The organism is Pseudomonas sp. GW821-FHT02B10 (genome assembly GCF_059421865.1).
On the sequence record NZ_JBWKVU010000002.1, the window covers coordinates 612,705 to 638,318 of the forward strand.

At 63.8% G+C, this 25,614-nt stretch carries 18 protein-coding genes; 3 read left to right on the plus strand and 15 right to left on the minus strand.

Translation table 11 applies throughout. From position 1 onward, the window contains the following. Window positions 1–19 precede the first annotated feature (19 nt). The 9 genes from yccS to betI form a co-directional block, all read right to left on the minus strand. Window positions 20–2,212 carry a YccS family putative transporter gene (yccS, locus tag AC07VU_RS06710; protein WP_277592022.1) on the minus strand — a complete coding sequence of 731 codons (2,193 nt, stop codon included), beginning with the start codon at window positions 2,210–2,212 and terminating at the stop codon, window positions 20–22. A gap of 371 nt (window positions 2,213–2,583) precedes the next feature. Next, window positions 2,584–3,762, minus strand: a complete 1,179-nt coding sequence (locus tag AC07VU_RS06715; protein WP_007922295.1) for a BaiN/RdsA family NAD(P)/FAD-dependent oxidoreductase — start codon at window positions 3,760–3,762, stop codon at window positions 2,584–2,586. Between the two features lie 161 nt (window positions 3,763–3,923). Beyond that, on the minus strand, window positions 3,924–5,261 hold the full coding sequence (gene dbpA / locus AC07VU_RS06720; protein ID WP_238437657.1) for an ATP-dependent RNA helicase DbpA: 1,338 nt from the start codon (window positions 5,259–5,261) through the stop codon (window positions 3,924–3,926). 188 nt (window positions 5,262–5,449) lie between these two features. Next, window positions 5,450–6,970 carry a multidrug transporter subunit MdtD gene (gene mdtD / locus AC07VU_RS06725; RefSeq protein ID WP_277590045.1) on the minus strand — a complete coding sequence of 507 codons (1,521 nt, stop codon included), beginning with the start codon at window positions 6,968–6,970 and terminating at the stop codon, window positions 5,450–5,452. A 16-nt stretch (window positions 6,971–6,986) separates the two neighbouring features. Continuing rightward, window positions 6,987–8,324, minus strand: a complete 1,338-nt coding sequence (locus tag AC07VU_RS06730) for a TldD/PmbA family protein (RefSeq protein ID WP_277589758.1) — start codon at window positions 8,322–8,324, stop codon at window positions 6,987–6,989. Continuing rightward, window positions 8,324–9,766 carry a TldD/PmbA family protein gene (locus tag AC07VU_RS06735; RefSeq protein WP_277589757.1) on the minus strand — a complete coding sequence of 481 codons (1,443 nt, stop codon included), beginning with the start codon at window positions 9,764–9,766 and terminating at the stop codon, window positions 8,324–8,326. Before AC07VU_RS06735 ends, AC07VU_RS06730 begins: the two co-directional genes overlap by 1 nt. A 397-nt stretch (window positions 9,767–10,163) precedes the next feature. Further along, on the minus strand, window positions 10,164–11,867 hold the full coding sequence (gene betA / locus AC07VU_RS06740) for a choline dehydrogenase (RefSeq protein WP_053262939.1): 1,704 nt from the start codon (window positions 11,865–11,867) through the stop codon (window positions 10,164–10,166). 179 nt (window positions 11,868–12,046) lie between these two features. Then, window positions 12,047–13,519, minus strand: a complete 1,473-nt coding sequence (gene betB / locus AC07VU_RS06745) for a betaine-aldehyde dehydrogenase (RefSeq protein ID WP_016704222.1) — start codon at window positions 13,517–13,519, stop codon at window positions 12,047–12,049. Between the two features lie 110 nt (window positions 13,520–13,629). Beyond that, the gene (gene betI, locus AC07VU_RS06750) at window positions 13,630–14,223 is read right to left on the minus strand and encodes a transcriptional regulator BetI (RefSeq protein WP_007925978.1); all 594 of its coding nucleotides are present in this window, start codon (window positions 14,221–14,223) and stop codon (window positions 13,630–13,632) included. 424 nt (window positions 14,224–14,647) lie between these two features. On the opposite strand from betI, the gene betT reads away from it, so the two are divergent. Beyond that, entirely contained in the window at window positions 14,648–16,645 is a 1,998-nt protein-coding gene (betT, locus tag AC07VU_RS06755) for a choline BCCT transporter BetT (RefSeq protein ID WP_007925980.1), read from the plus strand. Between the two features lie 230 nt (window positions 16,646–16,875). Here the strand turns inward: betT and choV are convergent, their stop codons facing one another. From choV to AC07VU_RS06770, 3 genes are all read right to left on the minus strand, one after another. Next, window positions 16,876–18,054 carry a choline ABC transporter ATP-binding protein gene (choV, locus tag AC07VU_RS06760; protein ID WP_007925983.1) on the minus strand — a complete coding sequence of 393 codons (1,179 nt, stop codon included), beginning with the start codon at window positions 18,052–18,054 and terminating at the stop codon, window positions 16,876–16,878. Then, window positions 18,051–18,896 carry a choline ABC transporter permease subunit gene (gene choW, locus AC07VU_RS06765; RefSeq protein WP_007925985.1) on the minus strand — a complete coding sequence of 282 codons (846 nt, stop codon included), beginning with the start codon at window positions 18,894–18,896 and terminating at the stop codon, window positions 18,051–18,053. Before choW ends, choV begins: the two co-directional genes overlap by 4 nt. 66 nt (window positions 18,897–18,962) lie before the next feature. Further along, entirely contained in the window at window positions 18,963–19,910 is a 948-nt protein-coding gene (locus AC07VU_RS06770) for a choline ABC transporter substrate-binding protein (RefSeq protein ID WP_053262938.1), read from the minus strand. Between the two features lie 426 nt (window positions 19,911–20,336). Between AC07VU_RS06770 and AC07VU_RS06775 the strand changes: the two genes are divergently transcribed. Both AC07VU_RS06775 and gbdR read left to right on the plus strand, forming a co-directional pair. After that, window positions 20,337–21,713 carry an L-serine ammonia-lyase gene (locus tag AC07VU_RS06775; protein WP_274304889.1) on the plus strand — a complete coding sequence of 459 codons (1,377 nt, stop codon included), beginning with the start codon at window positions 20,337–20,339 and terminating at the stop codon, window positions 21,711–21,713. 466 nt (window positions 21,714–22,179) lie between these two features. Further along, window positions 22,180–23,274 (plus strand): choline metabolism transcriptional regulator GbdR, encoded by a 1,095-nt coding sequence (gene gbdR / locus AC07VU_RS06780; RefSeq protein ID WP_007925992.1) that lies wholly within the window; start codon window positions 22,180–22,182, stop codon window positions 23,272–23,274. Here the strand turns inward: gbdR and aac(6') are convergent, their stop codons facing one another. The 3 genes from aac(6') to AC07VU_RS06795 form a co-directional block, all read right to left on the minus strand. Continuing rightward, on the minus strand, window positions 23,275–23,721 hold the full coding sequence (aac(6'), locus tag AC07VU_RS06785) for an aminoglycoside 6'-N-acetyltransferase (RefSeq protein ID WP_495029635.1): 447 nt from the start codon (window positions 23,719–23,721) through the stop codon (window positions 23,275–23,277). 62 nt (window positions 23,722–23,783) lie between these two features. Then, window positions 23,784–24,044, minus strand: coding sequence for a hypothetical protein (locus tag AC07VU_RS06790; RefSeq protein WP_007925996.1), 261 nt, complete (start codon window positions 24,042–24,044; stop codon window positions 23,784–23,786). A 383-nt stretch (window positions 24,045–24,427) separates the two neighbouring features. Next, window positions 24,428–25,591, minus strand: coding sequence for a gamma-butyrobetaine dioxygenase (locus AC07VU_RS06795; RefSeq protein ID WP_277589755.1), 1,164 nt, complete (start codon window positions 25,589–25,591; stop codon window positions 24,428–24,430). Window positions 25,592–25,614: the final 23 nt, after the last annotated feature.

Sequence of the window (25,614 nt, forward strand, 5' to 3'; positions counted from 1 at the left end):
TCGCAGCCTGCGGCAGCGGCTACGCGGCCTGTTCTTCGCCGGTGTCCTTGATCAGATGCGCCGCCAGGGTCCGCAAGGGGCCCAGTTGGCGGCAGATCAGCGCCAGTTGGGTCTGCACCAGCCGCTGGCCTTCATCGATCTCGTCCGGCATCTGCTCCAGCTCGTTGGCCAGGGCCTCTTCGGCATCGCTCTGGATCGCCACCGGCTGCTTGCTCGCCAGGCCCTGGGCGATTTCATCGATGCTGCTGGCCAGGTTGACCCCGGCCCCGCCGATCAGGTGCTCGCGGACTTCCGCCGGCAGCTGGGTTTCCCGATGCGCGCCGAGGCCGGAGAGGTAACTGAGCAGGGTGTGCGAGAGCACCAGGAAGCGAAAGCCCACGTCCGCTTCCTTACGGAAATGCCCGGGCTCCATCAGCATGTTGGCCAGGGTGGTGGACAGCGCCGCGTCGGCGTTGTGGGCGTTGCGCCGGGCCAGGCGGTAAGCCAGGTCGTCGCTCTTGCCGGCCGCGTACTGCTGCATGATCTGCCGCAGGTAGATGCTGTTGCAGGTCAGGGTATTGGCCAGCACCTTGTTCAGGCGTCGGCCCTGCCAGTCCGGCAGGAACAGGAACACCGCCAGGCCGGCGATCAGGCTGCCCAGCAGGGTATCGAACAGGCGTGGCAGCAACAGCCCGTAGCCGTCGCCCACCTGGTTGAAGCAGAACAGCACCATGATGGTGATGGCGCCGGTGGCCAGGGTGTAGCGGGTAGTGCGGTTGGTAAAGAACACCACCCCGGCGGCAATCGCGAACAGCGACTGCACCAGCGGGCTGGGGAACAGGTCGAACAGCGCCCAGGCGACCACCAGGCCGATGGCGGTGCCGATGATCCGCTGGCCCAGCTTGCGCCGCGTGGCGCCATAGTTCGGCTGGCAGACGAACAGGGTGGTGAGGATGATCCAGTAACCCTGGGAGGGGTGGATCAGGTGCACCATGCCGTAGCCGATGCTCAGGGCCAGGGGCAGGCGCAGGGCGTGGCGAAACAGCAGCGACGTCGGGGTCAGCTGGGTGCGCAGGCGGGTCCAGACGTCCTTGAGGTTGCGCGGCGAACGGTCCAGCAGGCTGCTGTCGGTGGCGTCGGCGAGGGCGTCGGGGTTGCTGGCGTCACTGAGCAGGCGGTCGAGGGTGCCGAGGTTGGCGGCCAGCGCCCGCAGCGAGCGCAGCAGGCCGCGCCAGGCCGGGTTGCTCTGGATGCGCAGGTGTTCCAGGGAGGCGTGCAGGTCGCTCAGGGCCTCGGCGAAGCTGGCGTCGTAGACGAAGGGCTGGCGCAGCTGGATGGATTCGCCCAGGGCCCGGCAAGCCTTGCCCTGCTGGCGCAGCAGGCGCTGGCAGCGGAACAGTACGTCGCTGTGGAAGAACGCATCGGCCAGGGCGTTGTAGGGATAGTGGGACGAGCTGGCGCGTTCGTGGATGTCCTGGGCGAGGAAGTACAGCTTCAGGTAGCGGCTGACTTTGGAGCCCGGCCGGCCGTTGCCGACCCGGTGCAGGATGATTTCCTTGGCGGCGTTCAGGGCCGCCACTACCCGGCCGTTCTGCTGCGCCAGTTCCAGCCGGCGTGCTTCCACGTCCAGCTGGCGGATCGGCTCGAACAGCGACGACTTGAGCTTGAGGTAATAGCCCAGCTCGCGGAACAGGCGCGCCAGGCTCTGCTGCACCGGTTGGTTGGAAAACATCGCCTGCCAGAGTACCGACAGCAGGCCGTACCAGGCGGCGCCGGCCACCAACAGCAGCGGTTCGTGCCAGAAGTCGGTGACGGCGCCGCCGCGCTGGTCCACGCCGATCATGGTGTAGACCGACAGGATCAGGGTTGCGGAGGCAATCGCCCCGTAACGTTCGCCCAGGGCGCCGAGCATGGTCAGGCCAAAGCTGGCCAGCGCCAGGGCGATGACGAAGATCCAGGGGTAGGGGAACAACAGTTCGACGGAAAGGGCGGCGACGCTGAAACACACCAGGGTCACGGCTAGGGCATTGATCCGGCCTTGCCAGCTGTCGTCGGTCTCGGCCAGGGCGCTGGCGATAATCCCCAGGAACAAGGGGATCAGCAAGGCCATTTCGTCCTGGTACCAGCACAGCGCCATGCTCCCGGTCAGAGCGATGAACACCCGCACGCTGTAGCTGAATTTATCCAGCGCCCAAAGGCGCCGCAGTGACTGACGAAAGCTGGTCGATGACATGAAGTGAGAAAGCCTTCCGGGGCGATGCCGCTAAATTGAGCCAGTATTGACGACCGCGCAATGGGGTCGTCACATCCGACAGCAAATTCTGTTCGCGCTGATGTTCATCGGTACCTGTAGCCGCTGCCGAAGGCTGCGATCGACCCGAAGGGGCGCAGCGATCTGGCGCCCCCCGAGGTCCTGCGGACCTATCGCAGCCTGCGGCAGCGGCTACAGGATACGGGGAAGCCTTGTAGCCGCTGCCGAGCCCCGCGAGGCTGCGATCGGGCGCGCAGCGGCCGCATAACAGGCGACAGTGTTCGGCCTGTCCCACCGCAGTGGCCGGTTCTGCGGCCCCTGGGGCAGCGGCTACAGGCCAGGTGAACGGCGGATCAGACGTACTGCGCGGCCGCGTAGCCGGAGGCCCAGGCCCACTGGAAGTTGAAGCCGCCCAGGTGGCCGGTGACGTCCAGCACCTCGCCGATGAAATACAGCCCCGGGCTCTTCAGCGACTCCATGGTCTTGGACGACACCTCGCGAGTGTCGACGCCGCCCAGGGTCACTTCGGCGGTGCGATAACCCTCGGTGCCGGCCGGGACCACTTTCCAGCACGCCAGTTGCTCGGCGATCTGCGCCAGTTCGGCGTGGGTGTATTGCTTCATCGGCTTGGAGACGAACCAGTTGTCCGCCAGCAGGCCGGCCATCTTCTTGGTGAATATCTCGCCAAGCAGGGTCTTCAGCTCGCTGTTCGGGCGTTCGGCCTGTTGCTGCTGCAGCCAGCTTGCGGCGTCGTGGTCCGGCAGCAGATTGATCTCCACCGTGTCGCCGGATTCCCAGAACGAGGAAATCTGCAGGATCGCCGGACCGCTCAGGCCACGGTGGGTGAACAGGATGTTCTCGCGGAAACTCATGTCGTTGCAGCTCACCAGGCAGTCCACCGAGGTACCGGACAGCTCGCCGCACAGCTCCTTGAGCTGGTCGGTGATGGTGAACGGCACCAGGCCCGCGCGGGTCGGCAGCAGCTCGTGGCCGAACTGCCTGGCCACCTGATAGCCGAAGCCGGTGGCGCCCAGGGTCGGAATCGACAGACCGCCGGTGGCGATCACCAGGGATTGGCACTGGAGCTGGCCGAGGGTGGTTTCCAGCAGGTAGCCGCTGTCGAGCTTCTCGATCTGCTGGATCGAGGTGTCCAGGTGCAGCTGGACGCCGACCTGGTCGCACTCGTCGAGCAGCATGCCGAGGATGTCGCTGGACTTGTTGTCGCAGAACAGCTGGCCGAGTTTTTTCTCGTGGTACGGCACGCCGTGCTTGGCCACCAGGCCGATGAAATCCCACTGGGTGTAGCGGGCCAGGGCCGACTTGCAGAAGTGCGGGTTGTGCGAGAGGAAATTGCCCGGCTCGGTGTACATATTGGTGAAGTTGCAGCGCCCGCCGCCGGACATGAGGATCTTCTTGCCGGCCTTGTTGGCGTGGTCCAGCAGCAGCACCTGGCGGCCACGACCGGCCGCGGTCAGCGCGCACATCAACCCTGCGGCGCCAGCGCCAATGATCACGACTTCGGTAGAGCGCAAAACGGTGTCCTCAATAGGGGGCAAACAACCCTGTAGCCGCTGCCGCAGGCTGCGATAAGGCCGAAGGCCTTCAGCGATCTCAAGATCCCGCGCCCCTTCGTACGGAGTGCCGCCCAGATCGATCGCAGCCTATGGCAGTGGCTACAGGTCAAGCGGTGGTATTACAGGATGCGCACGCGCAGCGAGCGGCCCTTGATCTTGCCGCTGTTCAGGCGTTGCAGGGCCTGCTTGGCGATGCCGCGGTCCACGGCGACATAGGCCTGGAAGTCGAAAATCGCAATCTTGCCAACCTGGGTGCCGGGGATGCCGGCTTCACCGGTCAGGGCGCCGAGGATGTCGCCCGGACGCACTTTGTCCTTGCGCCCGGCGCCGATGCACAGGGTGCTCATGGCCGGCAGCAGCGGGCCGCCGCCCTGGGATTTCAGGCTGTCGATCTGTTCCCAGTTCAAGGGCGACTTCTGCAATTGCTCGATGGCCTGGGCACGGTGCGCCTCGGACGGCGCCACCAGGCTGACGGCAAGCCCCTTTTCGCCGGCGCGACCGGTGCGGCCGACGCGGTGGATGTGGATCTCCGAATCCCGCGCCAGCTCGACGTTGATCACCATGTCCAGGGCATCGATGTCCAGGCCGCGGGCGGCCACGTCGGTGGCCACCAGCACCGAGGTGCTGCGGTTGGCGAACATCGCCAATACCTGGTCGCGGTCGCGCTGTTCCAGGTCGCCGTGCAGGCCCACTGCGGACATGCCCTTGGCGGTCAGGTGGTCGACGGTTTCCTGGACCTGCTGCTTGGTGAAGCAGAAGGCCACGCAGGACTCTGGACGGAAGTGGTTCAGCACCTTGACCACCGCGTCGATGCGTTCTTCCGGCGAGATCTCGTAGAAACGCTGTTCGATCTGGCTGTCGGCGTGCAGGGCTTCGGCCTTCACCTGCTGCGGGTCGCGCATGAACTTCGAGGCCAACTGCTTGATGCCCACCGGGTAGGTGGCGGAGAACAGCAGGGTCTGCCGGCGCTCGGGGGTGTAGGCGATGATTTCTTCGATCGGGTCGTAGAAGCCCATGTCCAGCATGCGGTCGGCTTCGTCGAGGACCAGGGTGTTGAGGCCGTCGAGTTTCAGCGAGCCCTTGCGCAGGTGCTGGGACAGGCGGCCCGGGGTGCCGACGATGATGTGCGCGCCGTGTTCCAGCGAGGCGATCTGCGGGCCGAAGGACACGCCGCCGCACAGGGTCAGGACCTTGATGTTGTCTTCGGCGCGGGCCAGGCGGCGGATTTCCTTGGCCACCTGGTCGGCCAGCTCGCGGGTCGGGCAGATCACCAGGGCCTGGCAACCGAAGTAGCGCGGATTGATCGGGTTCAGCAGGCCGATGCCGAACGCGGCGGTCTTGCCGCTGCCGGTCTTGGCCTGGGCGATCAGGTCCATCCCCTTGAGGATCACCGGCAAGCTTTGCGCCTGGACCGGCGTCATCTGGGCATAACCGAGTGAGTCGAGGTTAGCCAGCATGGCGGCGGACAGCGGCAAAGTATTAAAAGCGGTGGCAATGGTGGTCACGGGACGGGCCTGCAAAACAAAATGTCGCGCAGTGTATCAGTCCCGCTCCCTTTACCTGCAATTTCTGGACGAGCGAGCCATCGCTCGCTCCTGTAGCCGCAGCCGACGTCAATCGAGCTGCATGTTTTATCCGATGCGCCTCAGTGCTCGATATGCTCCTGGACCTTCTTCGCCCGCCGGCCGTCCCTGGGCGACAGCTGCAGGAAGATCGCCGCCGCCAGCATCGCCATGATCCCCACCGTGAGGAAGGTCAGCTGGAAGGCGCCGAGCACGGTGTTCACGCCATCGTTGCCGACTTCGGCGGTGAAGCCGCCGAGCAGCGCGCCGGCGCAGGCCACCCCCAGGCTCAGGGACAGTTGCGCCACCACCGACAGCAGGCTGTTGCCGCTGCTGGCGGAAGCGTCGTCGAGGTCGATCAGGGTCACGGTGTTCATCGCCGTGAACTGCAGCGAGTTGATCGCCCCCAGCACCGCCAGCATGCCCAGCAGCAGCGGGTAGGGCGTCTGTTCCGTCACTAGACCCATGCTGGCGAGCATGATCCCCAGCGCCAGGGTATTGCCGGTGAGGACGATGCGGTAGCCCAGGCGTTCGATCAGCGGACGGGCGATGGACTTGGCGAGCATCGCCGCGGCGGCCAGCGGCAGCATGCTCATCCCGGCCTGTGACGGTGAATAACCGAGGGCCACTTGCAGCAGCAGCGGCACCAGGAACGGCAGGGCGCCGCTGCCGAGGCGGGCGAACAGGTTGCCGAGGATGCCTACGGCAAAGGTCCGCACCTTGAACAGCGAAGGCGCGAACAGCGGGTTGTCGATATGCCCGGCCCGCAGCCAGTAGGCCGCGAGGCAGGCCAGGCCGCCGAACAGCAGCAACATCACCCGCAGGTGCGGCAGGTGCAGTTCGCCCAAGCCCTCCATGGCGATGGTGATCAGCACCATCGCCGCGCCGAACAGCAAAAAGCCCAGACCGTCGAAACGCGTGCGCTCGCTGCCGCGCAGGTCGGGAATGAAGCGCCAGACGGCATAACAGCCGATCGCGCCCACCGGCAGGTTGATCAGGAAGATCCAGTGCCAGGTCAGGTACTGCACCATCCAGCCGCCCATGGTCGGGCCGATCAGCGGGCCGAGCAGCCCGGGAATGGTGATGAAACCCATGATCCGTACCAGTTCCGAGCGCGGGTAGGCGCGCAGCACCACCAGTCGGCCGACGGGCAGCATCAGGGCGCCGCCCAGGCCCTGGATCACCCGGGCGCCGACCAGCATGCTCAGGGAGTTGGACAGGGCACAGAGCAACGAGCCGATGCTGAACAGCAGGATGGCGCCGAAGAAGATCTTCTTGGTGCCGAAACGGTCGGCGATCCAGCCCGAGGCCGGGATCAGCAGCGCCACTGTGAGCATGTAGGCGATGACCACGCCCTGCATGCGCAACGGATCTTCCGCCAGGTCGCGGGCCATGGCCGGCAGGGCGGTATTGAGGATGGTCCCGTCGAGGGATTGCATGAAAAAGGCGATGGCCACCACCCACGGCAGCCAGCGGGCGGTGGTGGCGTCAAGTTCGGCACGGTTGGGCATGGGACCTCTTTCTTGTGGTGAACACCTATCCCCCCTGCAACCGCATCGCGGGCAAGCCTCGCTCCTACAGACGCCATCCCGTAGGAGCGAGATTTGCGTGCGACAGCGGTTACAAGGTCAACGTCAGCCGGCTCACCAGCGCGCCCGGCAATTGCGCCGAGGCAGTCTGGCGCTGGCTGTAGGTACTGGCCGACAGCAGCAGCTCGCGCTCCCGGGTCAGGCCTTCCAGGTGCGAACCCAGCAGGCTGTAGACGCTGTCATCGAAACGCATGGTGCTGACCGGAGCCTGGATCTCGCCGTTCTCCACCCAGAAGGTAGCGAAGCGGGTCATGCCGGTCAGGCGCGCCGCCGGCTGGTCCGAGTAGTTCAGGTACCACAGGTTGCTGATGTACAGGCCGGTGCCCAGTTGCTTGAGAATCTCCTGCTGCGACAACTGCCCGGGCGCCATGTTCAGTGCGCTGGGGTATTCGCCGCTGCTGGCGCCATTGGCGGCCAGGCGGTATTCGGCGGCGCTGCGCGAGTTGATCAGTTGCCCTTGGGCGAGGCCGTCGGCGATCAGCGACAGGTCGCTGCGCGGGTAGCCTTCATCGGAAAACGCCGGGCTCAACGAGCCGGTCACCCGCTCGTCCAGCGACACCAGGGGGCTCAGGCTGGCATCGCCGGCATAGAGCTTCTGCAGCGGGCTGTGCTTGCTGGCGATGGACTGCGCGGAAAACCCGCCCCAGCACAGCATGCCCATGATTTCCTCTAGGGCCGCCGGTGCCAGGTAGGCGCGATACTGCCCGGGCGCCAGGGTGCGCAGCGGCCGCCCGAGAAATTCCAGTTGTTCCCGGGCCTGCTGGAAGCGCTGGGCGAAGCCTTGGCTGCTCCATTCGTGCCCGGCGTAGCTGGCTTTGACGGCCTGGCCGTTTTCGTGGAACAGGCTGAAGTCGAAGTTGAAGCTGTTGGCCTGGTGCCAGCCAAAGGCCCCCGAGGAACTGGCAAAACCACGGCTGATGGGACCTGCCGCATAGAACCCCACCAGGTCCAGCCCGGCGGCGGCCTGGCCGATTTCGGCCACCACCTGCTCGCTGCTGGGCAGCGGCTGCTGCTGCACGTTGTGGGTGTTCCAGGCGTCGGGGTTGAGCAGCAGATACGGGTCCCGGGGCAGCAGCGGCAGGGTTTCGCGCAACTGTTGCAGGCCTTCGGCCAGGCGCTGGATGTCGACCTGCGGATCGCCGGCAAGGGTGATGTCGAGGTCGGCGTGGCGCCCGTTGTCGATCAGCTTGAAGCCGAGGCTGGCCTGCTGCACTTGCCCGGCCTGGCGCACCTTGGCGTGGTTGAAACGGATGAACTGCGAAGACTCGGCGGCGTAGCTCAGGGTGAACTGCTCGGGCCCGCGCACGGCATCGCGCAGCCATTGCACCAACGCCTGGAACTGCTCGGCCTGGTTCAGGGACGTACTCATCAGGCGTCTCCTCCAAATACATCGACATTGCTGAACACGCAGGCCGGCGAGGCATGGCCGACGCGGATCACCTGGTTCGGTTCGCCCTTGCCACAGTTCGGCGTGCCCAGGACCTTGAAGGTGCTGGCGTCGCCGACGGCGCTGAGGTTTTTCCAGAAGTGCGCGGAAATCGCCCGGTAGTTGGGGTTTTTCACCACGCCCTTGAGTTCGCCGTTCTCGATCAACTGGCCCCATTCACAGCCGAACTGGAACTTGTTGCGCGCATCGTCGATGGACCAGGAGCGGTTGGTAGCCATCAGGATGCCGTTTTCGATGCCGCCGATCAGTTGTTCCAGCGGCTGGTCGCCGGGCTCGATATTGAGGTTGGCCATGCGGTCGATGGGCGGGCGGTTCCAGCTGCAGGCGCGGCTGTTGGCGACGCCGTCGAGGCCGGCGCGAAACTGCGAGAGCGCGCCGCCCAGCGGGCGCAGCAGCAAGCCTTGCTTGATCAGGAACTGCTTGCTGGCGGCTGTGCCGTCGTCGTCATGGCCATAGCTGGCCAGTTGCTCGGGAATCTCCGGGTCGAAGGTCACGTTGAGCAGGCTGGAGCCATATTGCAGGCTGCCGAAGTCGCTGGCTTTCACAAAACTGGTGCCGGCGTAGTTGCGCTCGTCGCCGAGGATACGGTCCAGTTCCAGCGGGTGGCCGATGGATTCGTGGATCTGCAGGATCATCTGGTCCGGCATCAGCAACAGGTCGCGCGGGCCCTGTGGCGTATTGGGCGCCAGCAGCAGTTGCAGCGCCTGGTCGGCGACCTTGGGCCCGGCGCCGATCAGCCCGCAGCGGCCGATCACGTCGGTGCCGCCCTGCTGGCCGAAGTTCTCGCGGCCCAGGCTGCGGGTCTGGCTGTCATGGCCGTCGTAGGCGGTGACATCCATGCCCGGGTAGACGAAGCGCTGGGCCTGGCGCAGTTCGGCGCCGGCGCTGTTGAGGTAGATCTGCTCGACCTGGGTGATGCCCAGGCTGACCTGCCAGTTCACCAGGCGTTCGTCCCTGGGCACGGCCGCGGACTCGTCGCCCAGCAGTTGGTAGCAGTCGCTCAGCGAGGCAAAGGGCTGGTCGAGGTCTGGCGAGAAGTAATCGGCGCGGTCGCTGGATACCGCGTGCTCGCGCAGATCGAGCAGGGCGTGGGCGGCGATCAGCCGGGCTTGCTGTTCGGCGCGTTGCAGCGCGGCCTGCAAGCCGTTTTGCGACAGGTCGTTGGTGGCGGCGTAAGCCTCGACGCCATTGACCCGCACGGTGAGCATCGCGCCTTCATCGCGGCTCAGGCTCGGCGGCTCCGCGACGTTCTTGCGCACCGACAGGTACTGGCCGGATTCGCGCACGTAGCGCAGGGAAAAGAATTCGGCGCCCGTGCGCAAGGCAGCGAAGCGCTGCTTGAGCTGGGGGTGGAAATCGAACATCTGAGGAACCTCCATGTGAACAGTCTGGCTGTTGCAGGCCTTATCGAGAGCAAGCGGGCGTTGGGCCAGGGTTTTTCTGTAAGGAGCAGCCGGTCGACGCTCGATTGCTCGCGATAAAGCCCGAAGGGCTTTGAAGCCAGGTCGGAAAAGGTGCTGGGGAATGCTGCGAGCGCCTAGATTAGGCCCGTGCGGTGGGCGGTATCAAGCAGGGAGGCGCAGGGAAATGTTGGAGAACTGTAGTTGTGGCCAAGGGCTGTGATTCGGCAATCGGGTTCTTGCCTGGTGAATCGTGGTGGCTGGTTTACGTCGGCTGCGCCGCCGATCGCAGCCTGCGGCAGCGGCTACAGGCCGGATACAGCAAAAGGGCGCCGATCGTTGCGATCGGCGCCGTTCGAAGTTACTGCGCGGTAGCGCTCACTTCACGTACCGGCTTGCCACGTACCGGGGCATCGCCCGCCACGTAGTAGGCGGCCTTGCTGCGTGGCAGAGGCTGACGGCCACGGATCTTGTCGGCGATTTTCTCGGCCATCATGATCGTCGGCGCGTTCAGGTTGCCGGTGGTGATGATCGGCATGATCGAGGCATCGACCACGCGCAGACCCTGCATGCCATGTACGCGACCCTGGCCATCGACCACGGCCATTTCGTCGGTGCCCATCTTGCACGAGCAGGATGGGTGGAACGCGGTTTCGGCGTGCTCGCGGATGAATTTATCCAGCTGCTCGTCGGTCTGCACCTCGATGCCCGGGCTGATTTCGCGGCCGCGGAAGGCGTCCAGCGCCGGCTGTTGCATGATTTCCCGGGTCAGGCGGATGCCGTCGCGGAATTCCTGCCAGTCCTGCTCGGTGGCCATGTAGTTGAAGAGAATGCTCGGGTAATCGCGCGGGTTCTTCGACTTGAGCTGGATCCGGCCGCGGCTTGGCGAACGCATGGAGCCCATGTGCGCCTGGAAACCGTGCTCCTGCACACCGTTGCTGCCGTTGTAGTTAATCGCCACCGGCAGGAAGTGGTACTGGATGTTCGGCCATTCGAACTCTTCGCGAGTGCGGATGAAGCCGCCGGCTTCGAACTGGTTGCTGGCGCCGATACCGGTGCCGTTGAACAGCCATTCGGCACCGATGGCCGGCTGGTTGTACCAGAGCAGCGACGGGTACAGCGAGACCGGCTGGGTGCAGGCGTACTGCAGGTACAGTTCCAGGTGGTCTTGCAGGTTCTCGCCGACGCCCGGCAGGTCGTGGACCACCGGGATGTCCAGGCTTTCCAGGAGCTTGGCCGGGCCGACGCCGGAACGTTGCAGGATCTGTGGCGAGGCGATGGCGCCGGAGCACAGCAGCACTTCCTTGCGGGCACGGGCTTCGACGCGCTCTTCGGCGGAGCCGACCAGGTAACGCACGCCAACGGCACGCTTGCCTTCGAACAGGATCTTGTCGGTCAGGGCGTGGGTGACGATGCTCAGGGTCGAACGCTTTTTCGCCACGTCGAGGTAACCGCGGGCGGTACTGGCGCGACGGCCTTTAGGCGTCACGGTACGGTCCATCGGGCCGAAACCTTCCTGCTGGTAGCCGTTGAGGTCTTCGGTGCGCGGGTAACCGGCCTGCACGCCGGCTTCGACCATGGCGTGGAACAGCGGGTTGTTGCCGGCTTTCGGCGTGGTCACGCTGACCGGGCCTTCGCCGCCGTGGTAGTCGTTCGGGCCGATGTCGCGGGTTTCGGCTTTACGGAAGTACGGCAGGCAGTCCAGGTAGGTCCAGTCTTCCAGGCCTGGCAGTTTTGCCCAGCCGTCGTAGTCCATGGCGTTGCCGCGGATGTAGCACATGCCGTTGATCAGCGACGAGCCGCCCAGGCCCTTGCCGCGGCCGCACTCCATCCGGCGACCGTTCATGTGTGGCTCTGGATCGGTCTCGTAGGCCCAGTTGTAGCGACGGCCTTGCAGCGGGAACGCCAGCGCGGCCGGCATCTGCGTGCGGAAGTCGAAACGGTAGTCCGGGCCGCCGGCTTCGAGCAGCAGCACGGTGACGCCTTCGTCTTCGGTCAGACGGGTCGCCAGGGTGTTACCGGCGGAGCCGGCACCGATGATGATGTAATCGTATTCTTGGGACATTGAATGCACCCTCTTTGAGATGGGGTCAGATCGGACGAGCAATAGGCCTGTAGCCGTTGCCGAAGGCTGCGATCGGCCCGGAACGGGACGCGCTCTTGAGGCCCTCGAAGGCCCTGCGGGCCTTGTCGCAGCCTCGCAAGCTCGGCAGCGGCTACAGGTTGTCGTTCAGGCTGGGTGTCTTAGAACACCGAGGCGTAGTCGCCCAGCTCGACCTGTACCGATTTGATGCGGGTGAAGTTGTTCAGCGAGCTGATCCCGTTCTCACGGCCAACACCCGACTGCTTGTAGCCGCCGACCGGCATCTTGGCGTCGGATTCGCCCCAGGCGTTGATCCAGCAGATACCGGCTTCGAGCTGATGAATCACGCGGTGCGCGCGGTTCAGGTCACGGGTTACCACACCGGCGGCCAGGCCGAAGTCGGTGTCGTTGGCGCGACGGATCACTTCTTCTTCGGTTTCGTAGGTCAGGATGCTCATCACCGGGCCGAAGATTTCTTCGCGAACGATGGTCATCTCGTCGGTGCAGTCGGTGAACACGGTCGGCGCCACGAATGCGCCTTTGGCGAATGCGCCGTCGGTCAGGCGTTCGCCGCCGCACAGCAGGCGGGCGCCTTCTTCCTTGCCCTTGGCGATGTAGCCCAGCACGCTTTCCATGTGGGCGAAGCTGACCAGCGGGCCGAAGTTGGTGTTTTCGTCTTCCGGGTTGCCAACGCGAATGCGTGCGACGCGCTCGACGATCTTGGCTTCGAAAGCGGCTTTCAGGTGGCTCGGTACGAAGACGCGGGTACCGTTGGTGCAGACCTGGCCGGAGCTGTAGAAGTTGGCCATCATCGCGGTGTCGGCGGCGCGATCCAGGTCGGCGTCGTCGAAGATGATCAGCGGCGACTTGCCGCCCAGTTCCATGGTCACGTCTTTCAGCGAGGAGCTGGAAGCGCTGGCCATGACCTTCTTGCCGGTGTCGGTGCCGCCGGTGAAGGAGACTTTCTCGATGCGCGGGTGTTCGGTCAGCCAGGTGCCGACTTCGCGGCCGCTACCGGTCAGGACGTTGAACACGCCAGCCGGAACGCCGGCTTCGGTGTAGATCTCGGCCAGTTTCAGGGTGGTCAGCGAAGTGACTTCGCTTGGCTTGAAGATCATCGCGTTACCGGCCGCCAGGGCTGGCGCGGATTTCCACAGGGCGATCTGGATCGGGTAGTTCCATGCGCCGATACCGGCCACGACGCCCAGCGGCTCGCGACGGGTGTAGACGAACGAAGTGGTGCGCAGCGGGATCTGCTCGCCTTCGATGGCCGGTACCAGGCCCGCGTAGTATTCCAGCACGTCGGCGCCGGTGACGATGTCGACATACTTGGTTTCGGAGTAGGCCTTGCCGGTGTCCAGGGTTTCCAGGGCGGCCAGTTCATCGTTGCGCTCGCGCAGGATGTCCACGGCGCGACGCAGGATGCGTGAACGCTCCATGGCGGTCATCGCGGCCCAGATCTTCTGGCCTTTTTCGGCGCTGACTACTGCACGCTCGACGTCATCAAAGGTCGCACGTTGCACTTGAGCGAGAACTTCACCGTTGGCCGGGTTGATGGCGTCGAAGGTGGCGTCGCTGCCGGCGTCGGTGTAGCCGCCGTCAATGTAGAGTTTTTGCAGTTCGAAACGGGCCATGATAGTCCTCGCAAGTGCATGAGTGGTTGGCGTTGACCACTGGGCGCGCCGTGTAGCCTGGGCGCGCTGGTCAGTGGCGGTTCAGGGGGCCGAGCGTCTTGTAATGTGCTCTAGCGCTCCTGCTTAGCCAGTTGGAAATCCATGTATTCGTAAGCGATCCGGTGCGCCTGCTCGGTGTCGAAAGCGTCTCCCGACAGCGCGCCGCGCAACCACAAACCGTCGATCAGGGCTGCCAGGCCTCGCGCCGCGCTGCGTGCATCATCCAGCGGCAGGACGCGGCGGAACTGACAGCACAGGTTGGAATACAGGCGGTGATCGTTGATCCGCTGCAACCTGTGCAAAGACGGGTGGTGCATGCTGGTGGCCCAGAAGGCCAGCCAGGTTTTCATTGCCGGGCCATTGACCTGGCTGGCGTCGAAGTTGCCTTCGATGATCACCTGGAGGTGCGCCCGCGGGCTGCTGTCCTCCAGCGCCTGACGGCGCGCGGTGACGTTCTCGCTGAGGACACTCATCAGATACTGCGCCGTGGCGGCGATCAGGCCGTTCTTGTCCTGAAAGTAGTGACTGATGATGCCGTTCGAGACACCGGCCAAACGGGCGATCAGCGCAATGCTGGCGTCCCCCATCCCGACCTGATCGACCGCCAGCAACGTGGCTTCGATCAACTGCTGGCGGCGTATGGGTTGCATACCGACCTTGGGCATCTTGCACATCTCCTTAGGCCTGCTGGCAGTCGTGAAACGGCTACCGGCGTGAGGGCCAGTCTATTTTGTTTTGATTGAACGTTCAATCAACAAAGAATAAGATCTGCGACAAATCGTCGCTGCCTCCAGGTCCTTCCTGCGTGTAGATGGCGGAAAAGTGACCTCCGAAAAAGTCTGAAACCCAAGCAGGGCACAGCGTGAGCCAGCGAGGACGGATGTGTTGAATGGGCAAGACGCTTAAGGCCAGGTGACGAACTGCACGTTTGCACAAGGCCTTCGACGCTGGTTCTCAACGCAACCCCTGCGGGTTCGGCTTTTTTCGGGGTGTCTTTATATCACCCGTCGGTCGGCTGCCAACTAACCGATTGGTCGGGTGCCGTGTTGCCTTGTGTTCTTCTCTCGCACTGCCTGGAGCATCTGTGCCATGAGTTCTGCCTCTCTTATAAAGACCCCACCGGAAAAGGTGCGGGTCAACGGTTGGGTGTTCTACACCTCCACCGCGCTGATCCTGCTGCTGACCGCCATTCTGATCATCGCCCCGCAAGAGGCCGGCAGACTGCTCGGCATTGCCCAGGCCTGGTTGTCCCGCAGCTTCGGCTGGTACTACATGGTGGTGATCGCCGCCTACCTGGTCTTCGTCGTCGGCCTGGCGTTTTCCTCCTACGGCAAGCTCAAGCTGGGGACCAAGCAAGACACCCCGGATTTCAGCTATGGCGCCTGGGCCGGCATGCTGTTCTCGTCCGGTATCGGCATTTCGCTGCTGTACTTCGGCGCTTCCGAACCGCTGGACCACTACTTCAACCCGCCTGAAGGCGTACCGGGCAGCAACCAGGCCGCGCGTTCGGCGCTGCAACTGACGTTCCTGCACTGGGGCCTGCACGGCTGGGCGATCTACGCCCTGGTCGGCCTGGCCGTGGCCTACTTCGCCTACCGCCACAACCAGCCGCTGGCGCTGCGTTCGGCGTTGTACCCGCTGGTGGGCGAGCGCTGGGTCAAGGGCGCGGCCGGCCATGCGGTGGACGGTTTCGGCATGTTCGTGACCCTGCTGGGCCTGGTGACCAACCTGGGCATCGGCTCGATGCAGGTGTCTTCCGGCCTGGAAAACCTGTTCGGCATGGAACACAGCAACACCAACCTGCTGATCGTGATCATCGTCATGAGCACTGTGGCCACCATCGCTGCGGTATCCGGTGTGGAAAACGGCATCCGCCGCCTGTCCAACCTGAACATCGTGCTGTTCAGCGGCCTGCTGATCTTCGTGCTGCTGTTTGGTCCGACCCTGCACCTGCTCAACGGTTTCGTGCAAAACGTCGGCGATTACCTCAACGGTGTGGTGCTCAAGACCTTCGACCTCTATGTGTACGAAGGCGACAGTGCCAAGTCCGACCGCTGGCTGGGCCTGTGGACCCTGTTCTACTGGGCCTGGTGGATTTCCTGGGCGCCATTCGTCGGTATGTTCATCGCGCGTATTTCCCGCGGCCGTACCGTGCGCGAACTGGTGGCGGGCGTGCTGCTGATTCCGCTGGGCTTCACCCTGGCCTGGCTGTCGGTGTTCGGTAACTCGGCCCTGGACCTGGTGATGAACCATGGCGCGGTGGAGCTCGGCAAGACGGCGCTGGAACAGCCGTCCATGGCGATCTACCAGCTGCTGGATCATTACCCGGCGTCGAAGATTGTCATCGGCGTGTCGATTTTCGTCGGCTTCGTGCTGTTCCTGACCCCGGCCGACTCCGGCGCGGTGATGATGGCCAACCTGTCCTGCAAGGGCGGCAACGTCGACGAAGACGCCCCGCACTGGCTGCGGATCTTCTGGTCGGTGGTGATCACCCTGGTGACCGTCGGCCTGCTGTTCGCCGGTAACTTCGAAGCCATGCAGACCATGGTGGTGCTGGCCGGCCTGCCGTTCTCGGTGGTGCTGGTGTGCTTCATGTTCGGCCTGCACAAGGCCATGCGCCAGGACACGCAGATCGAACAGGAACAGGCGGAATTGGCGGCCCGTGGCCGTCGTGGTTTCAGCGAGCGCCTGACCCAGCTGGACCTGCAGCCGACCCAGGCGGTGGTCCAGCGTTTCATGGACAAGCACGTGACGCCGGCACTGGAAGAAGCCGCGACCCAGCTGCGCAACCAGGGCCTGGATGTGCAAACCCTGCTGGGCAAGTCCAAGCGTTGCATGGGCGTGCGGATCGAGATGGAAGAGGGCAACCCTTTTGTCTATGAAGTGAGCCTGGACGGCTATCTGGCGGCGCCGAGCGAATCGGCCGATGCGCCCGAAGAGCGTGCGCGCTACTACCGCGCCGAGGTCTACCTGCACAACGGCAGTCAGGAATACGACTTGATGGGCTTCACGCAGGAGCAGATCACCCGTGACGTGCTCGATCAGTTCGAAAGCCATCGGCAGCTCCTTGGCCGGGTCTACAGCTAAGACGTGAGAGGCGCGGTGTAGCCCTGTTACACCGCGCCGCCTGTATCGCGAGCAAGCTCGCTCCTACAAGGATTGCATTTGACCTGTAGGAGCGAGCTTGCTCGCGAAGCGCCATCCCTGATCCAGCGCAACACCCGCTCCCGCAACAGGGAGCAAACCTGCACCCTTTATTTCCGATAAAACAAATACGCCGCGATCGATGTCGCGGCGTTTTTGTTTGCGTGTCGCTATTACCCCAGGTTCTTGCCGAGCAGCGCGTGGTAGAGCTCGCTGTCGCCGAGGATCCCCACCACCTTGTTGTTGTCATGCAGCACCAGCTTGTTGCCGGTCTGGTAGCGGATCTGCAGGGCGTCGCGCATGCCGATGTTGGAGTCCACCAGGGTCGGCTTGCGGCCCAGGCCTTCCACCGCCTGGCCCGGGATCCAGTTCTGCAGGTCGAGGCTGGCGCCGTTCTGGCGTGCGCCCTTGATGGTGTTGCCCTCGGCCAGGTCGAGCCAGGAGTCGCCACCCGGGTCCAGGCACACCGAGCCGTTGATGCGCTTGCAGTTGTCCAGGGTGCGCATCAGGCTGCGGCCGCAGAGCACGTTGAGCGGGTTGGTATGGGCGACGAAGGTACGCACATAGTCGTCCGCCGGGTTCAGCACGATTTCTTCCGGCTTGCTGTACTGGATGATCCGCCCGTCTTTCATGATGGCGATGCGGCTGCCCAGTTTCAGGGCCTCGTCGAGGTCATGGCTGACGAACACGATGGTCTTGCTCAGCTTGCGTTGCAGTTCCAGCAGTTCGTCCTGCAGGCCCTGGCGGATCAGCGGGTCGAGGGCGGAGAAGGGTTCGTCCATCAGCAGGATGTCGGCGTCCATCGCCAGGGCGCGGGCCAGGCCGACACGTTGCTGCATACCGCCGGACAGCTCGTCGGGCTTCTTGTTGCGCCACTGGGTCAGGCCCACCAGCTCGAGTTTCTCGTCCACCAGCTTGCGCCGTTCCTTTTCCGGCCGGCCCTGCATTTCCAGGCCGAAGCTGATGTTCTCGCGAACGGTCAGCCAGGGCATCAGGGCGAACTTCTGGAACACCATGGCGATGCGCTTGGTGCGCATCATCTTCAGTTCCGCCGGGGTACAGGAAGCGATGTCGATCTGCTTGCCCTCATGCTCGACGAACAGCTTGCCGCGGCTGACGGTGTTGAGGCCGTTGATGCAGCGCAGCAGGCTCGACTTGCCGGAACCGGAGAGGCCCATCAGCACGCAGATTTCGCCTTTCTCGATGTCCAGGCTGGCCTTTTCCACACCGACGATCAGGCCGGTCTTTTTCAGGATCTCGTTGCGGGTCATGCCCTGATCCAGGAGCTTGAGCGCCTCGCGTGGATCCTTGGAGAAGATAACGTCGACGTTATCGAAGCGGATTATGCTCATGCGTCACCCCCTACTTTGGCTTCGGGTTGTTTGCAGATACGGTCGAGCATGATCGCCAGCAGTACGATTGCCAGGCCTGCTTCGAAGCCCAGGGCGATATCGGCGGTGTTCAGTGCGTTGACCACGGGTTTGCCCAGGCCGTCGGCGCCCACCAGGGCCGCGATCACCACCATCGACAACGACAGCATGATGCACTGGGTGATGCCGGCGGCGATGCTCGGCATGGCATGGGGCAGCTCGATACGCGACAACAGTTGACGGCGGGAGCAGCCAAAGGCCTTGCCGGCGTCCATCAACTCTTGTGGTACATCGCGGATGCCCAGGTAGGTCAGGCGGATCGGCGCGGCAATGGCGAACACCACCGTGGAAATCAGGCCTGGTACCACGCCCAGACCGAACAGGGTCAGGGTAGGAATGAGGTAAACGAAGGTCGGTACGGTCTGCATCAGATCGAGCACCGGACGCATCATGGTGTAGAACATCGGCTTATGCGCGGCGACGATGCCCAACGGCACGCCAATGAGCACGCAGACCAGGGTGGCGAACAGCACCTGGGCCAGGGTTTCCATGGTTTCCTGCCAGTAACCCAGATTGAGGATCAGCAGGAAGGACAGCACGACGAAGGCGGTCAGGCCCCATTTGCGTTGAATGATGTGCGCCAGCAAGGCAATCAGGCCGATCAAGGCCAGTGGGTTGAACCAGGTCAGCGCAAACGTCACGCCGTGGATCATCGTTTCCAGGGTCGATGCGATCGCATCGAATGTGTTGGCGCCGTGTTGCGTCAACCATTCGACGAAGGCAGCGATGTACTGGCCTAAAGGGATTTTCTGATCAATGAGCATGGTATTGAACGTCCGCATGCAAGGAATAAACAGCCCGGGCGGGCGACCCCGCCCGGCATAAGCGACTTACTGTGCAAGCTTGGCTTTCACGGCCTCCAGGCCAGGTTTTCCGTCAATGGTGGTCACGCCAGCGAGCCAGGTATCGAGTACCTCGGGGTTTTTCTTCAGCCAGGCCTTGGCGGCCGCCTCGGGCTTCATCTTGTCGTCCAGGACGTTACCCATCAGGGTGCTTTCCATGTTCAGGGTGAACGACAGATTCTTCAGCAACTGACCGACGTTGCTGCATTCCTCGGCGTAGCCCTTGCGGGTGTTGGTGTAGATGGTCGCCTGGCCGTAGTTGGGGCCGAAGAAGTCGTCGCCGCCGGTCAGGTACTTCATCTTGAAACGGGTGTTCATCGGATGCGGTTCCCAGCCCAGGAACACCACCGCGGTGCTGCGCCGTTGCGCGCGCTCGACCTGGGACAGCATGCCCGCCTCGCTGGACTCGACCACCTTGAAGCCAGCGTCCTTGAGGCCAAAGGCGTTCTTGTCGATCATGCTCTGGATCATGCGGTTGCCGTCGTTGCCCGGCTCGATGCCGTAGATCTTGCCGTCCAGTTCTTTCTTGAACTTGGCGATGTCGGCGAAATCCTTCAGGCCCTTGTTGTACAGCTCTTCCGGGACCGCCAGGGTGTACTTGGCGTTCTCCAGGTTGGCGCGGATGGTTTCCACGGTGCCGGCATCGCGGTAGGGCTTGATGTCGTTTTCCATGGTCGGCATCCAGTTGCCGAGGAACACGTCCATGTTCTTGCCGTCGGCCAGGGACTTGTAGGTCACCGGTACGGAAATCATCGTGGTCTTGGTCTTGTAGCCAAGGGCATCGAGCACGACGCTGGTGGTCGCGGTGGTGACGGTGATGTCGGTCCAGCCGACATCGGAGAAGTTTACGGTGCTGCATTGCGCCGGTTCTGCGGCGTGCGCCAGAAGCGGCAGACTCAGCATGGCGGCCAACAACAACGACGGGGAACCTTTCATAGGGTGGACTCCTGGGTGTTTTCTGGCGGTGTGTCTGACCGCACTTATAAGTGTTGCGGTTGGGGCGAGTGGGACAGCTCTACCACAGTGCCTTGCAATCGAGTCGAGACTGATCATGTACCAGTGAAAATCTGACGCCTACAGGGTGCGTCGTATCCAGTACAGGGAGGGTCGCATCCAGTGTCGGTGAGGTCGCTTACAGCTTTTTTCAGCACTTTTTGCCCATCTGAACCGCAAAAAAACGGCCAGAACCGCAGGTCCGCGGGCCACGGCGTTGGTGAGCATGAGTGAGTCGGTGTGAGACGTCGAACGACACTGCAAAAGCCTGATGATGCGCGTATCTCGGCGGATTACTGCTTGAGCGTAGCAGCTTCGCCACCGGGCGTTTTGGCGCCCGGCGTGTGCTCATCGAGGAGTTTCGCAGTCATGGCTATCAGTGTTTTCGACCTGTTCAAAATCGGCATCGGCCCCTCCAGTTCCCACACCGTCGGACCCATGCGCGCCGCGGCGCTGTTCGTCCAGGCCCTGCGCGAGAAAGACCTGCTGGGCCAGGTGCGCCGCATCGAGGTACGGCTCTACGGTTCGCTGTCGGCCACCGGCATCGGCCATGGCAGCGACAACGCGGTGATCATGGGGCTGATGGGCGAATGGCCGGATGCGATCGATCCGTCGCAGATCGGCTGTCGCATCGAGACCCTGCGCGAAACCAATACCCTGCTGCTCGACAACCGCCTGCCGATTCCCTTCGTCTGGGCGCGCGACATGCTGCTGCTCGACGAAAACCTGCCGTTCCATCCCAACGCCATGACCCTGGTGGCCGAAGGCGACTCCGGGGAGCTGCACCGCGATACCTATTATTCCGTGGGCGGCGGTTTTGTCGTCGACCAGGCCCAGGCCAGCAGCGGCGTGGTGGACCTGGATCGCACCGAATTGCCTTATGACTTCTCCAGCGCCGTGGAGCTGCTGAGCCTGTGCCAGAAGCACAACCTGCGGGTGGCCGAACTGATGATGGCCAACGAGAAGGTCTGGCGTTCGGAGGAGGAGATCCGCGCGGGCCTGATGAAGCTCTGGCAGGCCATGCAGGATTGCGTCGAGCAGGGTCTGAAACACGAAGGCATCCTGCCTGGCGGGCTCAATGTGCGGCGCCGCGCGGCCAAGCTGCATCGCAGCCTGCAGGAATTGAACAAACCCAATGTGATCGGCTCGACCCTGAGCGCCATGGAGTGGGTCAACCTGTTCGCCCTGGCGGTGAACGAGGAAAACGCCGCCGGCGGACGCATGGTGACGGCGCCGACCAACGGCGCGGCGGGGATCATCCCGGCGGTGCTGCATTACTTCATGCGCTTCAGCGAGGACGTCACCGACGCCAACGTGGTGGACTTTTTCCTCGGTGCGGCGGCGGTGGGCATCCTCTGCAAGAAAAACGCCTCGATCTCCGGCGCCGAAGTCGGCTGCCAGGGCGAGGTGGGCTCGGCCTGCGCCATGGCCGCCGCCGGCCTGGCGGAGATTCTCGGGGCGTCGCCGGAGCAGCTGTGCAACGCCGCGGAAATCGGCCTGGAGCATAACCTCGGCCTGACCTGCGACCCGGTCGGCGGCCTGGTACAGGTGCCGTGCATCGAGCGCAACGCGATTGCCGCGGTGAAGGCCATCAACGCCGCGCAAATGGCCCTGCGCGGCGACGGCCAGCACTTCATTTCCCTGGACCGGGTGATCCGCACCATGCGCGATACCGGCGCCGACATGCACGACAAATACAAGGAGACATCCCGCGGCGGGCTGGCGGTCAGCGCTGTGGAGTGTTGATGCTTTAACAGCGGGACTGTTGCGCAGTCCACCGCCTGTTTCCAATCCATTGCTCATAAATTGAACACCCCGCGACGCCCTCGCCACCTTTTGGAGCGTCGCAAACAGGTAAGTCCAAGGGCTCATCGGTCAGGTTTTTCACTGACCTCGGCTGAGCGCCCACCTGTGCTTGCGGTGACACTCTTTTCCCGGGACGTTTCTCGCCGTTCCCACAAGTGCTACCGATTTGCTCACAGCCACCGGGCCAGGGCCCTTCCAGGCCGATTCGACACTGATAACCCGCACATTGCGCACGGCTTATATAGACGCATCGCGACGTCGTTTTCAGGAGTTATTGAATGGCCATTCAATTTTAGGCATGGCAATTGCTCTGTCCTCACAAAGCCCGTCTCCCACGTGAGAACGATGGCAATAACAAGAGCCTCCGCCTGAGGCCATCACCTGCTTTGTGTGAGGAGATACCGCGATGACGTCGTTCAACTCCGGGGCTCAACCCCAGAACCGTGCGCCTCAATCCATCGGCTTTTTGCTGCTGGACAATTTCACGCTGATTTCCCTGGCGTCCGCGGTCGAGCCGCTGCGCATGGCCAACCAGTTGTCCGGCCGCGAGCTGTATCGCTGGACCACCCTCAGCGTCGACGGCGGCCAGGTCTGGGCCAGTGATGGCCTGCAGATCACCCCCGACGCCTCCATGCACAAAGCCCCCGCCCTGGACACCGTGATCGTCTGCGGCGGCATCGGCATCCAGCGCACCGTGACCCGCGAACATGTGTCGTGGCTGCAAAGCCAGGCGCGCCAGTCCCGTCGCCTCGGCGCGGTCTGCACCGGCAGTTGGGCCCTGGCCTGCGCCGGCCTGCTCGACGGTTTCGATTGCAGCGTGCACTGGGAATGCCTGGCCTCGATGCAGGAAGCCTTCCCGCGGGTGGCCATGAGCACCCGCCTGTTCACCCTCGACCGCAACCGCTTCACCAGTTCTGGCGGCACCGCGCCGCTGGACATGATGCTGCACCTGATCAGCCGCGATCACGGCCGTGAACTGTCGGCGGCGATCTCGGAAATGTTCGTCTACGAACGTATCCGCAACGAGCAGGATCACCAGCGCGTGCCGCTCAAGCACATGCTCGGCACCAACCAGCCGAAACTGCAGGAAATCGTTGCGCTGATGGAAGCCAACCTGGAAGAGCCGATCGACCTCGACGAGCTGGCGGTCTACGTTTCGGTATCCCGTCGCCAGCTGGAGCGGCTGTTCCAGAAGTACCTGCACTGCTCGCCATCGCGCTACTACCTGAAGCTGCGGCTGATCCGCGCCCGGCAACTGCTCAAGCAGACGCCGATGTCGATCATCGAAGTGGCTTCGGTCTGCGGTTTTGTCTCCACGCCGCACTTCTCCAAGTGCTACCGCGAGTACTTCGGCATTCCTCCGCGTGACGAACGCGTGGGCTCCAACACCGCCCAACAGGTGGCGATGATGCCAATTCCGCAGGCGCTGGTGCTGGCTGGCCCGATGTCCTCGCTGAGCCAGGCACGCAACGAGTCGACCTTCGCCAGCGTCAGGCTGTAATCACAGGCTTTTCCTGAAGTACACGACGCGCTCGGTTTCCTCGAAACCGAGCGCCTTGTGCACGGTCTGGCTCACCAGGTTTTCCAGGCCGGTATCCGCAGCCATTTCCACGCAGCCCTGATCCCGTCCCCATTGGGCGACGGCATCGATCAGTCGTTCGGCAATGCCCTGGCGCCGCTGTTCGGCGCTGACATACAAACCCTCCAGAAACACCACCGGCGAATGCTCGGTGCCGTTCACGTAGTCGTGGCGCAACGAAGCCTCGGCCAACCCTACTGGCCGCCCATCGGCGGTATAAGCGAGCAGGTTGATATAGCGCCGCGGGTCGTCCAGCAAGCTGGTGATTTCGTCCCGGTGTTCCTCGGCCGGACAGTCGGGCCACAGCGCCTGGCGCAACGGCAGCCAGTCCGCTTGATGGGCTGACTGGCAGGGTTCGATTCGAATCATGGGGGCGGCTCCTTGGTGTGCAGGCACCGCACTCTACTCCGCGACCCGCTCCCGGCGAAGGCTCAGGCGCGGCTGTTCTGGAATTGGGCCAGAGCCGGCAACAGTTGTTTGTCGATGGCCTGGCGCACGGCCGGCAGGATGGTGGCATTGCCGGTGAGCATCTGCTCGACCATGCCCTTGAGGGCCTTGGCCCGGGCATCGCTCAAACCGCGCACCGCACACTCGCAGGCCTGGTCGGCCGTGGCGCCGGCCGGCATTTCAAAACCCAGGGCCCTCAGTTGGCCGAGCAGGTCGTCCTGGTCAATCAGATCCGCGTGCATCATGACTCTTATCCTTGTTCAGGGAGCGTGGTCGTGAGCCGATTCTGGTAGCCACCCGGACAGTCGGCAAGGGCGAATTGTCGCAATGGCCGGGATGCCTATGAACAGGTCGTTTTCGGCTAACTTGGCTTGAAGGCGACTGGGCACACTGGATTCCAGCTCGGTCATCGAAGGTTTGGTCACCCTCGTGTCGGCTCCTCAGAAAACCTCCTCTGCCCCGATCCTGTCACGGCTTGATCGGGGTCTTTTTTTGTCTGGGAAAAAGGTGCTGCCTGGGAGATTTTTTCGCGAGCAAGCTCGCTCCTACAGGTTCGCGTCGTAGCACGATGCTGGGTACGACATCGCCTCTGTAGGAGCGAGCTTGCTCGCGATTGACGCGACGCGGTCTAGCGCTGCAACACCAGGATCCGCGACAGCAACTCGTCGCGGTCGATGTAGCAACCCTGGAAATGCCGCGCGCCGGTGGCGGGGTCGAAGGCGTTGCGGGCGTGCAGGGTGCGGCGGTTGTCGAAGCACCACAGCTCGCCCGGGTTGAGGCGCTGGATCAGGCGAAAGCGCGGCTCGCGGGTCATGGCGATAAAACGTCGATAAGCGCGGTAGAGCCGGGGCATGTCGTCCACCGAGGCCTCGAATGGCCCGCGCAGGAAGTTGGCCATGCGGATCTCCGTGACCTCACCCAGCGCATCCAGGGCGATCACCGGCGCCAGGCAGCGGTAGTCGCTGTGGCGGTCCTTGTTGCGAAACTCCACGGGGATCTCGCACAGCGCGCGAAACGCCTCGGGGTCTTCGCGGCGCAAGGCGTCGGCGATGGCAAAACCGTCGACAAAGATGCTTTCGCCGCCTTCGGCGTCGTTCACCAGGCAATGCAGGAACTGCAGGCCCGGTTGCAGCTCGCGGGTTGGCAGGTCGGTGTGCAGCGGCAGGTTGAAAGCGGTGTAGGCGTTGCTGTCGGCGTCGGCCTTGGATTGCACGTTGAACAACACGCCGAAATTGCTCTCGCGGATAAAGGCGATGCGCTTGGCGACCTGGGCCAGCGACCCCGGTTCGGTGGGCACGCCGCGGACCTGCGTCAGGCCGATATCGCGCACCGCCAGCAGCCATTGCAACAGCGCCTGCGGGTCCTCCATCAGCACCTGGTACTCGAACACCGGCAGTTGCAGCCGGCTGTCCCACAACTGGCTGTGCGGGCGACGCGCGCGACGCTCGGCGCGGCTTTCATCGTCGTAGGCGTGGGCCCGCAGCCAGCCCGGATCGAAGCGGCTGAGGTGGCCGTCCTGCCAGTCGATGCTCAGGCAGCCCTGGGCGTCGATCCGGCTGACGGTCGGGGCCAGGTCTTCGGCGACGTCGACGATCTCCAGCACCTGCTCGCGGGTCACGCTGTAGACGCAGTGCGCGCAGGGGCAGTTGTCGCGCAGCCACTGATGATGAAAGGGGCTCGAGCGACCGTCGGCCCACTGCACCTGAACACGGTCCGCCTGGGCTTGTACGGCGGTCAACGCGCTGATCAACGGGTAACTGCGGAAGTCGGCAAAAGCGGTGGAGGTATTCACGGTGCGCTCCTGTTTATGGGCGG